Here is a 15,145-nt window from a genome sequence, read left to right as displayed (position 1 = left end):
CGTACTCTCATCACCTACGAGGAGCAGCAAGTGAGCAACGGCAACAGCGGTGACGTCCGGCTCTGGGGCGGCCGGTTCGCCGACGGCCCCGCCGAGGCGCTGGCCAAGCTGTCCGCGTCCGTCCACTTCGACTGGCGGCTGGCGCCGTACGACATCGCCGGGTCGCGAGCCCACGCACGCGTGCTGAACAAGGCCGGGCTGCTCACGGACGACGAGCTGACGCGCATGATCGCCGGCCTCGACCAGCTGGAGAGCGACGTCGCCGACGGCAGCTTCGTCGGCACCATCGCCGACGAGGACGTGCACACCGCGCTGGAGCGCGGGCTGCTGGAGCGGCTCGGGGCCGACCTCGGCGGCAAGCTGCGGGCCGGCCGGTCCCGCAACGACCAGGTGGCGACCCTCTTCCGGATGTATCTGCGGGACCGCGCCCGGGCCATCGGCGGGCTGCTCGCCGAGCTCCAGGAGGCGCTGGTCGGGCTGGCCGAGGCGCACCCGGACGTGGCGATGCCCGGCCGTACGCACCTCCAGCACGCCCAGCCGGTCCTCTTCGCGCACCACGTCCTCGCGCACGTCCAGGCGCTGTCCCGGAACGCCGAGCGGCTGCGCCAGTGGGACGAGCGGACGGCCGTCTCGCCGTACGGCTCGGGTGCGCTGGCCGGCTCCTCGCTCGGCCTGGACCCCGAGGCGGTCGCCGCGGACCTGGGCTTCGAGCACGGTTCGGTGGGCAACTCCATCGACGGCACCGCGTCCCGTGACTTCGTCGCGGAGTTCACCTTCATCACCGCGATGATCGGCGTCGACATCTCCAGGATCGCGGAGGAGGTCATCATCTGGAACACGAAGGAGTTCTCCTTCGTGACCCTGCACGACGCCTTCTCCACCGGCTCCTCGATCATGCCGCAGAAGAAGAACCCGGACATCGCCGAGCTGGCGCGCGGCAAGTCCGGCCGGCTGATCGGCAACCTGACCGGCCTGATGGCGACGCTCAAGGCCCTCCCGCTCGCGTACAACCGCGACCTGCAGGAGGACAAGGAGCCGGTGTTCGACTCCTGCGACCAGCTGGAACTCCTGCTGCCCGCCTTCACCGGCATGATGGCCACGCTGACCGTCAACCGCGAGCGCATGGAGGAGCTGGCCCCGGCCGGGTTCTCGCTCGCCACCGACATCGCGGAGTGGCTGGTCAAGCAGGGCGTGCCGTTCCGGGTGGCGCACGAGGTCGCGGGCGAGTGCGTGAAGGAGTGCGAGGCGCAGGGCATCGAGCTGGACCAGCTCACCGACGAGCAGTTCGCGAAGATCTCCGAGCACCTGACGCCCGAGGTGCGGACCGTCCTGAACGTGCCCGGGGCGCTCGCCTCGCGGAGCGGCCGCGGCGGCACGGCCCCCTCCGCGGTCGCCGCCCAGCTCGCCGAGGTCAAGGCGGACCTGGCGACGCAGCAGGCGTGGGCCACGGCCAGGCAGAAGTAACCCCAGAAGGCGGCAGCGGCCGCCGTCCGGTCTCTCCGACCGGGCGGCGGCCGCTTTGTCGTGCTGTGCTGTCGAAGAAATGAGACTGCCAAGAATTCGATGAGACATCTGTGTCTCATTAGAATATGATCCGTCTCATGGCCGTGGACCGAGATCGCGTACTGAAAGACGCCGCCGCCCTGCTCACCCGGAAGAGCACCGCCTCGATGGACGACATCGCGCGGGCCGCCGGGATCAGCCGGGCGACGCTGCACCGCCACTTCGCGGGGCGGGACGCGCTCATCCGGGCCCTGGAGGAGCTGGGCATCAGGGAGACCGGGCAGGCGCTGGACGCCGCCCGGCCGGACGAGGACGACGCGGCGACCGCGCTGCGCCGGCTCATCGCCGAGATCGAGCCGGTCGCCGGGGTGCTGGCGTTCCTCTACACCGAGAACCAGCTCTTCGAAGGTGAAGAGATCAACGAGGGGTGGACGGGGCTCGACGCCCGGATACACGCGCTGTTCCGGCGGGGGCAGGAAGAGGGGACCTTCCGCATCGACCTCACCCCCGCCTGGCTGACCGAGGCGCTGTACGGGCTGATCTGCGCGGGCGCCTGGTCGGTGCACGAGGGCCGGCTGGCCCGCGCCGACCGTAATCACTCCATCGCCGAGCTGCTGCTCGGCGGCGTACGAAGGGAAGGCAAGCGATGAGCGGGGCGACGGCCGTGGGGGCGGCCAGCAGCGGGACGGCGGAACAGCCGCGCCCGGGGCGGTGGCTCGCGCTGGGCGTACTGGTCCTCGCGGTGCTGCTGGTCGGCGTCGATGCCACCGTGCTCGGTCTGGCGGCACCGTACCTCAGCGAGGACCTGCGCCCGTCGGGCACCCAGCTGCTGTGGATCGGTGACGTCTACTCGTTCGTCATCGCCGGTCTGCTGGTCTCGATGGGCAGCCTCGGCGACCGCATCGGACGCAAGAAGCTGCTGCTGACCGGCTCGGTGGCGTTCGGCGCGATGTCGGCGCTGGCGGCGTACGCGACGACGCCGGAGATGATGATCGCGGCGCGGGCGCTGCAGGGTGTGGCCGGTGCGACGCTGATGCCGTCCACCCTCGCGCTGATCCGCAACCTCTTCCACGACCCGCGCGAACGCAGCCTGGCCGTGGGCGTCTGGGGCGCGGCGGCCTCCGCGGGTACCGCCGTCGGCCCCGTGCTCGGCGGGTTCCTGCTGGGCCACTTCTGGTGGGGCTCGGTCTTCCTGATCAACCTGCCCGTGATGGTGGTGCTGGTCGCCGTCGGCATCAAGGTGCTGCCGGAGTCCCGCAACCCGAAGCCGGGGCCGTGGGACCTGGCCAGCGTCGGACTGTCGCTGGTCGGCATGATCGGTGTGGTCTACGCGGTGAAGGAGGCCGCGGCGCACGGCGTCGGGATCGGCGTCGCCGTCGCGGGCGTCATCGGCGTCCTCGCGCTCGTCGGCTTCGTACGACGGCAACTGCGGCTGACCACACCACTGCTGGACATGAAGCTCTTCAGCAACCGGGGCTTCTCCGGCGCCGTGCTGGCCGACCTGCTGACCATTCTCGGACTGGCCGGGCTGCTGTTCTTCCTGTCCCAGTTCCTGCAGATGGTGCAGGGCCGGTCGCCGCTCAACGCGGGACTGGTCGAACTGCCCGCCGCCGTCGGCGCGATGGGCGCGGGACTGGCCGCCGGACATGTCGCGCGCCGGCTGTCGGTGCGTGCGGTGGTCTCCGGCGGACTGGTCCTGGTGGGGCTGGGGCTCGGCGCGTGCGCCTGGGTGAGCGCCACCACCGCGACGCCGGTGCTCGGCACGATCCTCTTCGTGGTCGGTGTCGGCGCGGGCTTCTCCTTCACCGTCACCGCCGACGTCATCCTCTCCAGCGTGCCCAAGGAGCAGGCGGGCGCCGCCTCGGCGGTCTCCGAGACGGCGTACGAGCTGGGCTCCGCGCTCGGTATCGCCCTGCTCGGCTCGGTGGTCACCGGCGTCTACCGGAACTTCACGGCGCCCGGCGGGGTGCCGGCCGATGCGGTGGGCGCGGCCCGCGAGTCGCTGGGCGGCGCGGTGGAGACGGCGGGCGACCTGCCGCACCGCGCGGGCGAGGCGCTGCTGCACGCCGCGCAAGGGGCGTTCACCGACGGGATGGAGGTGGCGGCCGTGGTCGGCGGCGTCATCTCCCTGTCCGCCGCGGCCGCCGCGTGGATCCTGCTGCGCGGTCACCGGCTGGAGGGCGGCGAGGGCTGACGGCCCGGGGCGGCGCGCCGTACGGGGAGACCGCGGCACGGGGCGCGCCCCGTGCCCGGGTGCGCGCCCGCGCCGGTAGCCTGCGCCGTGTCGGGACATCCACCGCTTCCGGAGGAGGCTGTCATGGCACTGGCTGCCGAGGACCGCGCCGTCATCGCCGATCTGCTCTCACTGCACGGGCATCTGTTCGACGCGGGGGAGCTGGACCGCCTGGACGAGCTGTTCACCGAGGACGTCGTCTACGACGTCACCGACTTCGGGCAGCCGCCGCTGAAGGGCGTGACGGCGATCCGCGAGGCGGCGCTCGCGCTCGGCGAGGCCAACCCGGTGGCCCACCACGTCACCAACGTCGTCCTCGCCGAACTGCCGGACGGCAGCGGGGTGCACGCCCTGTCCAAGGGCATCGGCGTCAATGCCGACGGCACCTCCGGGACGGTCACCTACGAGGACACCGTCGTCCGCACCGACGACGGCTGGCGCATCAGCCACCGCAAGGTCCTCGCCCGCCGTGCCCCGCTGGGCGGCCGCTGACCGCATACGCAACGGGCCCCCTGCCGACTGCGGCAGGGGGCCCGAAAAGCTGTCGGTACGTCAGGCGGCCTTGGCCTTCGTGGCGTACACGTCGACGTACTCCTGGCCCGAGAGGCGCATGACCTCGCTCATCACCTCATCGGTCACGGCACGCAGGACGTAGCGGTCGCGGTCCATGCCGTCGTACCGGCTGAAGTCCAGCGGCGCACCGAAGCGGCAGGTGACCGGAGCGACGCGGGGGAGGCCCTTGCCGCCGGGCTGCACCTTGTCGGTGCCGACCAGCGCGAACGGGACGACCGGGGCGCCGGTCATCAGCGTCAGCCGGGCGATGCCCGTACGGCCCCGGTACAGGCGGCCGTCGGGGGAGCGGGTGCCCTCGGGGTAGATGCCGAAGAGCTTGCCCTCCTCCAGGACGCGGCGGCCGGTCATCAGCGCCGCGACGCCGCCGTGCCCGCCGTCCCGGTCGACCGGGATCATGCCGGCGGTGGTGAAGAACCAGGCCATCAGGCGGCCCTTGACGCCCTTGCCCTTGACGTACTCGTCCTTGGCGATGAAGTACACCTGGCGCTTGGTCCGCCGCTCCACGATCAGCGACAGGAACAGCGAGTCGATGAAGGTGACGTGGTTGCCGGCCAGGATCACCGGACCGCTGCCCGGAATGCCGTCGAGTCCCTCGACCTTCGGGCGGAACAGGACACGCATGACGAATCCGAGAATCGCCTTCAGCAGCAAGCGGGACAACGGGTCCTCCGGGTCGACTGGTCAGTGCACTGCAGGAGTCTGCAGGTGAGGACGATACTCGCGGCCCAACCTCGATCGCACATCGGGTTCACGGATTCGATACGCAGAGTTGACACGCCCCTCCTGTGCGTCACGGGTGGTTAACCGGCCCGCCATGCGAAGAACGCAGGGGCCGCGACTACACCGCCTGCGGGACCGAGGATGCGTACGAAGATCCGCGAGTGGCCGCGGAAGGGCGCTCCGGAGCTGTGGAATGCCGCACACCCTGCGGCGTCGCCGTGGGGCTGATGCGCCTCCAGGTGATCCCAAAAGCGCACATACGTCACTCGGGTTCACCCGGGTGTTCGGTCGGATGTCTCCCACCGGAAAGGTGTACGGGCCTAACATCGGCCCGGCACCGGCAGGTGCGGCACATCACGGAACCATGAGGAGTCGGGGACACATGGACAAGGCGCAGCGACCCGGGCGACGGACCGTACTGAGCGTTGCGGCGCTCGGCGCCGGAGCGGCGGTGCTGGGCGGCGGGGCCGGTACGGCCGTCGCGGCCGGGCGCGGACACGGCGGACACGGCGGCGGCGAACTGCCCTTCCCGCTCGTCGTCGGCCACCGCGGCGCGAGCGGCTACCGCCCCGAGCACACCTTCGGCTCCTACCAGCTCGCGCTGGACATGGGGGCCGACGTCATCGAGCAGGACCTCGTCCCCACCAAGGACGGCCGCCTGGTCTGCCGCCACGAGAACGACATCACCGCCACCACCGACGTCGCCGACCACCCGGAGTTCGCCGGGCGCAAGACCACGAAGACGGTAGACGGCGTGAAGCTCACCGGCTGGTTCACCGAGGACTTCACGCTCGCCGAGCTGAAGACGCTGCGCGCCAAGGAGCGCATCCCGGGCACCCGGCAGCACAACACCCTCTACGACGGCCGCTGGCAGGTGCCGGAGTTCGAGGAGGTGCTCCAGTGGGCCGAGCGCGAGGGCCGCAGGCGCGGCCGCCGCATCTGGCTGCACATCGAGACCAAGCACCCCACCTACTTCCGCAAGCTGGGCCTCGGCCTGGAGGAGCGGCTGGCCAAGCTGCTGCGCCGGTACGACCGGCACAAGAAGAACTCCCCCAACTTCCTCCAGTCCTTCGAGCCCTCCAGCATCCAGCGGCTGGACAAGCTGGTCGACTGCCCGAAGGTCGTGCTGCTCGGCACACTGAAGACCCAGCCCTGGGACTTCAAGGAGGCCGGCGACCCGCGTACCGTCGCCGACCTGGTCAAGCCGGAGGGGCTGCGCTGGATCGCCTCCTTCGCGCAGGGCATCGGCCCGGACCTCACCGTGATCATCCCGCGCACCGCCGACGGCAAGCTCGGCGAGCCGTCCGCCGTGGTCAAGGACGCGCACGCCGCGGGCCTCGTCCTGCACCCCTACACGGTCCGCAACGAGAACACCTTCCTGCCGGTGGACCTGCGCAAGGGCAGCGACCCCAACGCGTACGGCGACTCCCTCGCCTACTTCAAGGCCCTCTTCGCGACCGGCATCGACGGGCTCTTCTCCGACAACCCGGACACCGCGCTGCTGGCCGCGGCCGAGTTCCGCAAGAGCTGACCGCTTCGACGGCGGCCCGGCGGCGGGCGGGCGAGGGGTGGTGTCCCCGGCCCGCGCGTCGCCCGGCCCCGCCGTGCACCCACGCGTGACACGACCGCGTTGACGCGGCGAAACCGCGGGCCCGCGCGGCGCTGTCGGCGCGGGTATGACGGACCGCGACCGTGCACTGATCACCGCGCTGCGCCCGCTCCTCGCCGCGGAGGCGGCGGCCGAGGCGCCCGCCGCCGGGGCCGACGCCGAGGACATCGAGCAGGCCGTATGGGCGCGCCTGCTCCGGTACACCCGAATGGCCGGTCCGCCGGCCGACCCCGCGCGCTGGCTGCGCCGGGCCGTGCGGGCCGAGGTCCGCTGCGTCCTGCGGCGGACCCGCCGGGAGATCCCCTACGACCCGACCCGTGCCCAGCCGTGGGCCGGCGCCGTCGCCGAGCCGCTCGCCCTGGACGCCGAGCGGCGCCGCGCGCTGCTCACCGTGGCCGGGCAACTCCCCGGACGCTGCCCGGCGTTGGTACGCGCTCTGTTGTCCGGGGCGGATCCGACCTACCGTGAGATCTCATCTGAGTTGGGAATGTCACAGGGGAGCATGGGGCCACTCCGTTCCCGTTGTCTGGGATGTCTGCGCAGAATGCTGACGGCGGAGGTTGGAGTTCCTGAACTCCGGGGAAAGGAGCGTTGACCCCGCCATGGCGGCGCCGCGCATCCCGTGGTGCCATCAAGTCAGGGCAGATCCGTCCGGGCGCCGCACCACACCCTCATGGCGGCCGGGCTCACCGAACCGAAAAGGGGAGGCCAGCACGCATGGGCATGAGCGTGACCATCTCTGCGGCGACCGACAGGGACGCCGAGCAGATCCTCAAGCTGCAGTACCTGTGCTACCAGTCCGAGGCCGCGCTGTACGACGACTACTCGATCGAGCCGCTCACGCAGACGTTCGATGAGTTGCGTACCGAGATGCGGGACGGCTGCGTGGTGGTCGCCCGCCTCGGTGACGAGGTCGTCGGCTCCGTGCGGGGCGCGGTCGACGCGGACGGCGTGGGCAGCATCGACAAGCTGATCGTGCATCCGCGGATGCAGCGGCACGGGCTCGGCAGCCGGCTGCTCGCCGCCGTCGAGGAGCGGCTGTCCGCCGAGCACGGCGTGACCCGCTTCCGGCTGCTCACCGGCCACCGCAGCGAGGGCAACCTCCGGCTGTACCGCAGCCGCGGTTACGCCCAGGTCGGCACCGAAGAGGTCAGCCGCCGGCTCAGCCTGATCACGCTGGAGAAGGACGCTTCGGCCCAGGCGTACGTAGCGAGCGCCTGAGCCTTCCCGTACCTGTGCCGCGGGCCCCGTACGTGCAGCCGCACGTACGGGGCCCGCGGCCGTGTCCGTACGGAGTCAGCCGCCGCGGCGGCCGCGGCGCAGCCAGAGCAGTCCGGTGACCGGCAGGAAGACCGGGATGAAGAGGTAGCCGTAGCCGTACCCCGACCAGACCGTGGCGTCGGGGAAGGCGGACGGCTCCAGCAGCGTCCAGGTGCCGACGCCGAGCACGCCCAGCAGCTCCAGGCAGCAGCAGACCAGGCCCACCCGGCGCGCCGTCTCCCCGCCGCGCACCAGCGAGAAGAGGATGACGGCGTACACCACGGCGGAGACCGCCGACAGGATGTACGACAGCGGGGCCCGGTCGTACTGGGCGATCAGCTGGTATGCGGCCCGCGAGGCGGCGCCGACGGTGAAGACGCCGTACAGCCAGACCAGCAGCCGGCCGGGGCCCGAGCCCAGCGAGAGGCGGCCGCTCCCGGCGGAGGTGTCCTTCGTGGTGGTCGTCGCGGGCTCAGCCATGGCCGCCTCCCCAGATGTCGTACAGCCGCACTTCCAGCACGGCCAGCACCACGCCGCCGGCCGCCACCGTCACCGAGCCCCAGCGGGTCCGCTCGGACAGCGACAGGAATCCGGCGGCGGGCACGCAGGCCGCGGCGCCGATCAGATAGGCGAGGAAGATCGCCGTACCGTCGTCGGGCTTTTCGCCGCCCGCCAGCTTCACGACGGCGATCACCAGCTGCACGAGGGCGAGCAGGGAGACGACGGCCATCCCGATGAAGTGCCAGTCCTTGGTCGGCTCGTCGCGGTACGCGGCGAAGCCGCACCAGGCGGCAAGGGCAAGGGCGGTCACGCCGACCGCGACCGTCAGCGCGTCGATCACCGGGACCTCCGCACGGCGGCGCGGCTGCGCGCGGTGGGGCTGTGGGGCATGCCCCCGACTTTAATCGGCGCCGGCGGCGGGCCCGCGCGCGGCCCCGGCCCGGCGGGGGGCCGGCCCCGGCCCGTGGGCCCTCCCGCCCGGCCCGGCAGAGGGACCCGCATGCCCCGTACCCTCGGTGACCATGAAGCTCTCCGTTGACGCCCTCCTGTTCGACAACGACGGCACGCTCGTCTCCTCCATGGACTCGGTGCACCGCTGCTGGAGCCGCTGGGCCGAGGAGTACGGGGTCACCGAGGCGTTCGCCGAGGTCGAGCTGCACGGCCGGCCCGCCGCCGACATCGTCGCCGACCTGCTGCCCGCCGAGCAGATCCCCGGGGCCCTGGCCCGCATCGAGGAGCTGGAGACGCAGGACGTGAGCGGCGTGGTGCTGCTGCCCGGCACCCGCGCGCTGCTGGACTCGCTCCCGGCCGACCGCTGGGCCGTGGTCACCTCCGCGACGCGCAAGCTCGCCGAGGCCCGGCTCGCCGCCGTCGGCATCCGTCCCAAGCACCTGATCACCGCGGACGAGATCACCCGCGGCAAGCCCGACCCCGAGCCGTTCCTGCTCGCCGCCCGGCACCTGGGCGTGGACCCGGCCCGCTGCGCCGTCTTCGAGGACGCGCCGGCCGGTCTCGCGGCGGGCCGCGCGGCCGGTGCCACGACCGTGGCGTTGACCACAACGGCCCCGGCGGAGGAGCTGGTGGCCGACGTGATCGTTCCCGATCTGTCGGCCGTGTCCGCGCAGGCCACGGCGGACGGCGTGGAGATCACGGCCGGCGGCTGAGCCGCTGTCCACGGACTGATCGGACCCTTCCGGAATCCGGACGGGCTTGATCGGTCCGTACGCCTGTCTGGTTTACTGGCCATCATGACCACGACGAGCTGCCGCATCCCCGCGACCGAGGCGCACAAAGCGCCCGGTGCTCGTCGCATGTGTCGAATGTGTGACCGCTGAGGGCCCCCGCCTGAGCCTCGCGCCCCGAAGCGAGACCCGCTCCCATGCGCCGGACGACCCGTACAGACGCGCCCCGTACCTCCCGTACGCCGGGCCTCCGTACGCAGTACCGCCGGCCGCCCCGCGTCACCGGACCCAGGACCCGGGCGCCCGCCGCCCGTGTGCCTCCGCGATCCTCATGCCGCACTCCGCAATGAATGCCCCGTGCCCGGCGGACGAGCCGCCGAGCACTCAACCGTGACGGATATCCCTGTGATCACCACTACAGGCCTCACCAAGGTCTACCGCTCAGGCGACCGCGAGGTCACCGCGCTGGACGGCGTCGATCTGCACGTCCGCGAGGGCGAGGTGTACGGCGTCATCGGCCAGAGCGGCGCCGGCAAGTCGACGCTCATCCGCTGCGTGAACCTCCTGGAGCGCCCCACCTCGGGCACGGTCACCGTGGCCGGCCAGGACCTCACCGCGCTCGCGGGCAGCGGCCAGCGGGCGAACCCCGCGCTGCGTGCCGCGCGCAGCCACATCGGCATGGTCTTCCAGCACTTCAACCTGCTGTCCTCGCGCACCGTCCTGGACAACATCGAGTTCCCGCTGGAGATCCTGAAGGTCTCCCGCCGCGAGCGCCGCCGCAAGGCGCTGGAGCTGCTGGACCTGGTCGGCCTCGCCGACAAGGCCAAGGCGTACCCCGCCCAGCTCTCCGGCGGCCAGAAGCAGCGCGTCGGCATCGCCCGCGCGCTCGCCGGCGACCCGAAGGTGCTGCTCTCCGACGAGGCCACCAGCGCGCTGGACCCGGAGACCACCCGCTCCATCCTCCAGCTGCTGCGCGACCTCAACCGGCAGCTGGGCCTCACCGTCCTCCTCATCACCCACGAGATGGACGTCGTGAAGTCCATCTGCGACTCCGCTGCCCTCATGAAGGGCGGCCGCGTCGTCGAGCAGGGCACCGTCTCCGAGCTGCTGGCCACGCCCGGCTCGGAGCTGGCCACGGAGCTGTTCCCGGTCACCGGCGAGGCCTCGGCCGAGGACCGCACGGTCGTGGACGTCACCTTCCACGGCGAGGCGGCCACCGAGCCGGTCATCTCGACCCTCTCGCGGACCTACAACGTCGACGTGTCGATCCTCGGCGCCGCCATGGACACCGTGGGCGGCAAGCAGATCGGCCGGATGCGCATCGAGCTGCCCGGCCGCTTCGAGGACAACGTCGTACCGATCGGCTTCCTGCGGGAGCAGGGCCTCCAGGTGGACATCGTCGGGCGGGACGGCGCCACCGAGTCCGCCGCCGTGCTGACCAAGGAGGTCGCCAAGTGAGCTGGAACGCGATGCGGGACGTGCTGTCCATCGCGACCCTGGACACCCTGTTCATGGTCTGGTGGTCCACGGTGTGGGCCGTCATCGGCGGCCTGCCGATCGGCATCCTGCTGGTCCTCACCGGTCCGGGCAGGCAGCTGCAGAACTCCGCGGTCAACAAGGTGCTCGGCGCGATCGTGAACGTCGGCCGCTCGATCCCCTTCCTCATCCTGGTCATCGCGCTGATCCCCTTCACGCGGTACCTGATAGGCACGGCCAGCGGCCCCAGCGCCGCCGTCGTCCCGCTGGCGATCGGCGCCATCCCCTTCTTCGCCCGCCTGGTCGAGACCGCCGTCCGCGAGGTCGACGGCGGCCTGGTCGAGGCCGCGCAGTCGATGGGCGGCGGCACCTGGACGATCATCTTCAAGGTGCTGCTGCCGCAGGCGCTGCCCTCGCTGGTCGCCGGCCTCACCAACACGGTCGTCACGCTCATCAGCTACTCGGCGATGGCCGGCGCGGTCGGCGCCGGCGGCCTGGGCAGCGTGGCGATCACCTATGGCCAGCAGCGCAACGACATGCGTTTCGTGGGCGTCACCGTGGTACTGATCGTCATCATCGTGACCGTGATCCAGCTGGCCGGTGACCTGGTCGTCCGCCGGCTCAGCGCCCGCGGTTCCCGCGCCTCCGCCCCCGTACGCCTCCTGAAGTCGCCGAAGTCCCGCACCGCGGCACCGGACCCCGAGCCCGAGGCCCGCGCCGACACGGCCAAGGTCCGCGAGACCGCGGACGAGGCCGCCTGAGCCACCGACCCCCTGGAGCCCGGACCCTTTGCCGGGCGGAACACCACCTGTAAGGAAGGCACTCTTCGTGCGTAACACCGTCAAGCTCACCGGCGCCGTCGCGGCCGCCGCCGCGCTCACCCTCGCCCTCGGCGCGTGCAGCGCCCCCTCCGACCCGGATGTCGACCGGTCGGACAGCGCGAGCAGCCCGCTCGTCGTCGGCGCGACCTCCGTTCCGCACGCCGAGATCCTGGAGTACGTCAAGAAGAACCTGGCGCCCAAGGAGAAGCTGAAGCTGGACGTCAAGATCTTCGACGACTACCAGCTCATCAACCCGGCCACCAAGGACAACACCCTCGACGCGAACTACTTCCAGACGAAGGAGTTCCTCGACGACTGGAACAAGAAGAACGACGGCGACGTCGTCCCGGTCGCCAACGTCCACGTCGAGCCGATGGGCCTGTACTCCAAGAAGCACGAGAGCCTCTCCGACCTGGGCTCCGGCGACACCATCGGCGTCCCCTCCGACGCGCCCAACCAGGCCCGCGCCCTCAAGCTGCTCGACAAGGAGGGCGTCATCAAGCTCAAGGCCGACGCCCCCGCGGTGCCCGGCCTGAACGACATCGGTGACAAGAAGGGCCTGAAGATCTCCGAGTCGAAGGCCGAGACGCTTGCGCCGACGCTGCCCGACTTCGACGCGGCAGTGATCAACGGCAACTACGCGATCGCCGGGAAGCTGAGCCCGAAGAAGGACTCCCTGGCGCTGGAGTCGGCCAAGAACAGCCCCTACGCCAACTTCCTCGCCGTCGACAAGAGCAAGAAGAACGACGAGCGTGTGCAGAAGCTCGCGAAGCTGCTCAACTCCGACCAGGTCAAGAAGTTCATCGAGACCAAGTACAAGGACGGCTCCGTGCTGCCGTCCTTCAGCAAGGTCGGCTGACCCGCCACACCCCCGTACGACGGCCCGTACCTGCCTTATCAGTGCAGATACGGGCCGTCATACTTGGCACATTCGCAGGCAGATGCTGCATGCTTGTGCACTCAAAGACGGGCAGAAGCCCGAACGTATGCACGGAGCTGCACGAAGCCGTACGGCGCTTCGCGGAGCTCTACGTCCACGGCGTGGGAGCAGGCTGCATGACATCCACTTTTCCGGACATCTCCATCAGCACGGAGCGTCTGGTGCTGCGGCCCTTCGACGACACGGACATCCCCGCACTCGGCGACATGATGAACGACGAAGCCGTCGTCGCCTGGACCGCGCAGCCCTTCCCGTACACCACCGCGCACGCCGAGGAGTGGGTCACCACCGGCGCCCCGGCCGTCCGCACCTCCGGCCGCGGCCTCGCCTTCGCCGTCCACGAGTTCCTCACCCAGCGCCTGGTCGGCACCGTCCGGATCGACCGCACCGACTGGCGGATACGCGGGGCCGAACTCTCCTACATCACCGCCCCCTGGGCCCGCGGCGAGGGATACGCCTGCGAATCCGCGCTGGCCGTCGCCCAGTGGCTCTTCCGCGACCAGAAGTTCGAGCGGCTGGAGCTCCGTACGGCCGCCGACAACACCGCGGCGCAGCAGGTCGCCCAGAAGCTCGGCTGCATCAGCGAGGGCGTGCTCCGCAACGCCTGGATAGCCCGCTCCCGCACCGAGGACGGCAGCTGGACCGACATCCGTACCGACCTCATCGTCTGGAGCCTGCTGCCCGAGGACTTCGACGGGCCCCCGGACCGTACTGCCGACGCCAACGGCTTCGCCTACCCGGAGTGGAACTGAGGGGCCGGGCACCGGTGCCGGGCCCCGGACCGCGCCGTCCGCGCCCGGCGGCACGCCCAGCCGCTCGGGGTACCCTCACCTGATCCACCCCCGCACGACGGGACGCCCGCACGGACCGGACCACCGCCCGGCCGTACGGACGAGGCACGGACGACCGCACGTACAGCCGCACGGACCACCGGCGGCCACGGACAACCGCACGACGAGACCAGGGAGACAGCTGCAGATGGCCGACCGCGTCACCGTGATCGGGTGGGACGGCTCGCCTCTGACCGCCGCCGCACGCTCCGCACTGGGCGCGGCGACCCTGGTGGCCGGTGCCGCCCACCACCTGGCGCTCAAAGAAGTGCCGCCCGCGGCCGAACGGATCAGACTCGGCAGCGTCGAACTGGCCGCCCGCCGCATCGCGCAGCACCGCGGCACCGCCGTCGTCCTCGCCGACGGCGACCCCGGCTTCTTCGGTGTCGTCCGCACCCTGCGCGCCCCCGAACACGGCCTCGAAGTCGAGGTCGTACCGGCCGTCTCCTCCGTCGCCGCCGCCTTCGCCCGCGCCGGCATGCCCTGGGACGACGCCCAGATCGTCGTCGCCCACAGCCGCGACCTGCGCCGCGCCGTCAACGTCTGCCGCGCCCACACCAAGGTCGCCGTCCTCACCTCGCCCGGCGCGGGCCCCGCCGAACTGGCCCTCCTGCTGCGCGACGTGCACCGCACCTTCGTCATCTGCGAAGCGCTGGGCACGACCCAGGAGCAGGTGACCGTCCTCACGTCCGACAAGGCAGCCGACCACGTCTGGCGCGACCCCAACGTCGTCATCGTCGCCGGCGGCGGCAGCGCCGCCACCCAGGGCAGCCCCTGGCTCGCCGCCCACGAGATCGGCTACCCCTCCGGACCGCGCGGCTGGGGCCTCTCCGACAGCGCGTACGGCGGCGGCCTCACCGAGGGCGAGTCCGGCCAGCTGCGCACCGCCCAACTCGCCCGTCTCGGCCCCGCCGTCGGCGACCTCGTCTGGGACATCGGGGCCGGCTCCGGCGCCGCCGCGGTGGAGGCCGCCCGCTTCGGCGCCGCCGTCATCGCCGTCGACTCCGACGCGGACGCCTGCGCCCGTACGACCGCCGTCGGCCGCCGGTACGGCGTACAGCTCCAGGTCGTGCACGGCCGCGCGCCCCAGGCGCTGGAAGACCTGCCCGAGCCGGACGTCGTCCGCATCGGGGGCGGCGGCACGGCCGTGGTCACCGCCTGCGCGGCCCGCCGCCCCGAACGCATCGTCACCCACGCCGCCACCCGCGACGAGGCGGAGGCGCTCGGCCGCGCGCTGGCCGACGGCGGGTACGAAGTCGAGTGCGCCCTCCTCCAGTCCGTCGAGCTGGACACCTCCGTATGGGTGGAGCGGGAGCGGGCCGTCGTCTTCCTCGTGTGCGGTTACCGCGTGCATCACCCCTGACCCGAACGGTCACCCGTGGGAGGTAGGCTGGCGGATCGTTGCGCCGCCGTTCCGCGATCGGAGCCGTGGGTCAATATCCGGAAAAGTCCGAGGTTTTGACCGCACAAGATGCTCTTGAGGGCGGACGTGCCGCGA

The 15,145-nt window shown here is 71.6% G+C and carries 16 protein-coding genes; 13 read left to right on the top strand and 3 right to left on the bottom strand.

Annotated elements, in window-relative coordinates; translation table 11 throughout:
• Nucleotides 1-30 precede the first annotated feature (30 nt).
• From argH to ACIGQF_RS05370, 4 genes are all read left to right on the top strand, one after another.
• Entirely contained in the window at nucleotides 31-1,464 is a 1,434-nt protein-coding gene (gene argH / locus ACIGQF_RS05385) for an argininosuccinate lyase (RefSeq protein WP_399705778.1), read from the top strand.
• Nucleotides 1,465-1,601: 137 nt separating this feature from the next.
• Nucleotides 1,602-2,153 (top strand): helix-turn-helix domain-containing protein, encoded by a 552-nt coding sequence (locus tag ACIGQF_RS05380; RefSeq protein WP_361565094.1) that lies wholly within the window; start codon nucleotides 1,602-1,604, stop codon nucleotides 2,151-2,153.
• The gene (locus ACIGQF_RS05375; RefSeq protein WP_399705775.1) at nucleotides 2,150-3,697 is read left to right on the top strand and encodes an MFS transporter; all 1,548 of its coding nucleotides are present in this window, start codon (nucleotides 2,150-2,152) and stop codon (nucleotides 3,695-3,697) included. The genes ACIGQF_RS05380 and ACIGQF_RS05375 overlap by 4 nt, the downstream gene beginning before the upstream one ends.
• Before the next feature lie 123 nt (nucleotides 3,698-3,820).
• A complete protein-coding gene (locus tag ACIGQF_RS05370; RefSeq protein ID WP_399705773.1) occupies nucleotides 3,821-4,228 on the top strand; it encodes a nuclear transport factor 2 family protein in 408 nt (135 codons plus the stop codon).
• Between the two features lie 60 nt (nucleotides 4,229-4,288).
• Here ACIGQF_RS05370 and ACIGQF_RS05365 read toward each other — a convergent pair whose 3' ends face one another.
• Nucleotides 4,289-4,969: a lysophospholipid acyltransferase family protein gene (locus tag ACIGQF_RS05365; RefSeq protein ID WP_399705772.1), complete on the bottom strand. Its 681-nt coding sequence runs from the start codon at nucleotides 4,967-4,969 to the stop codon at nucleotides 4,289-4,291.
• Between the two features lie 442 nt (nucleotides 4,970-5,411).
• On the opposite strand from ACIGQF_RS05365, the gene ACIGQF_RS05360 reads away from it, so the two are divergent.
• From ACIGQF_RS05360 to ACIGQF_RS05350, 3 genes are all read left to right on the top strand, one after another.
• Nucleotides 5,412-6,560, top strand: coding sequence for a glycerophosphodiester phosphodiesterase (locus ACIGQF_RS05360; protein ID WP_399705768.1), 1,149 nt, complete (start codon nucleotides 5,412-5,414; stop codon nucleotides 6,558-6,560).
• Between the two features lie 145 nt (nucleotides 6,561-6,705).
• Nucleotides 6,706-7,233 (top strand): sigma-70 family RNA polymerase sigma factor, encoded by a 528-nt coding sequence (locus tag ACIGQF_RS05355; protein WP_399705765.1) that lies wholly within the window; start codon nucleotides 6,706-6,708, stop codon nucleotides 7,231-7,233.
• A 122-nt stretch (nucleotides 7,234-7,355) separates the two neighbouring features.
• Entirely contained in the window at nucleotides 7,356-7,859 is a 504-nt protein-coding gene (locus ACIGQF_RS05350) for a GNAT family N-acetyltransferase (RefSeq protein ID WP_399705762.1), read from the top strand.
• Between the two features lie 75 nt (nucleotides 7,860-7,934).
• Here the strand turns inward: ACIGQF_RS05350 and ACIGQF_RS05345 are convergent, their stop codons facing one another.
• Entirely contained in the window at nucleotides 7,935-8,378 is a 444-nt protein-coding gene (locus ACIGQF_RS05345; RefSeq protein ID WP_399705761.1) for a hypothetical protein, read from the bottom strand.
• A complete protein-coding gene (locus ACIGQF_RS05340) occupies nucleotides 8,371-8,739 on the bottom strand; it encodes a hypothetical protein (protein WP_399705758.1) in 369 nt (122 codons plus the stop codon). Before ACIGQF_RS05340 ends, ACIGQF_RS05345 begins: the two co-directional genes overlap by 8 nt.
• Before the next feature lie 181 nt (nucleotides 8,740-8,920).
• Here ACIGQF_RS05340 and ACIGQF_RS05335 point away from each other — a divergent pair, with 181 nt between their 5' ends.
• From ACIGQF_RS05335 to cbiE, 6 genes are all read left to right on the top strand, one after another.
• Nucleotides 8,921-9,562, top strand: a complete 642-nt coding sequence (locus ACIGQF_RS05335) for an HAD-IA family hydrolase (RefSeq protein WP_399705756.1) — start codon at nucleotides 8,921-8,923, stop codon at nucleotides 9,560-9,562.
• Between the two features lie 423 nt (nucleotides 9,563-9,985).
• Nucleotides 9,986-11,038, top strand: coding sequence for a methionine ABC transporter ATP-binding protein (locus ACIGQF_RS05330; RefSeq protein WP_399705754.1), 1,053 nt, complete (start codon nucleotides 9,986-9,988; stop codon nucleotides 11,036-11,038).
• Nucleotides 11,035-11,817 carry a methionine ABC transporter permease gene (locus ACIGQF_RS05325; protein WP_399705752.1) on the top strand — a complete coding sequence of 261 codons (783 nt, stop codon included), beginning with the start codon at nucleotides 11,035-11,037 and terminating at the stop codon, nucleotides 11,815-11,817. Before ACIGQF_RS05330 ends, ACIGQF_RS05325 begins: the two co-directional genes overlap by 4 nt.
• A 67-nt stretch (nucleotides 11,818-11,884) precedes the next feature.
• Entirely contained in the window at nucleotides 11,885-12,736 is an 852-nt protein-coding gene (locus tag ACIGQF_RS05320; protein ID WP_399705750.1) for a MetQ/NlpA family ABC transporter substrate-binding protein, read from the top strand.
• 197 nt (nucleotides 12,737-12,933) lie between these two features.
• Nucleotides 12,934-13,569, top strand: coding sequence for a GNAT family N-acetyltransferase (locus tag ACIGQF_RS05315; protein ID WP_399705748.1), 636 nt, complete (start codon nucleotides 12,934-12,936; stop codon nucleotides 13,567-13,569).
• 226 nt (nucleotides 13,570-13,795) lie between these two features.
• Complete coding sequence (cbiE, locus tag ACIGQF_RS05310; protein ID WP_399705745.1) at nucleotides 13,796-15,010, top strand: precorrin-6y C5,15-methyltransferase (decarboxylating) subunit CbiE; 1,215 nt, start codon at nucleotides 13,796-13,798, stop codon at nucleotides 15,008-15,010.
• Nucleotides 15,011-15,145 lie beyond the last annotated feature (135 nt).

This window comes from Streptomyces sp. NPDC053560, from assembly GCF_044544605.1.
GTDB lineage: Bacteria > Actinomycetota > Actinomycetes > Streptomycetales > Streptomycetaceae > Streptomyces.
This window is presented reverse-complemented; position numbering and strand designations above follow the sequence as displayed.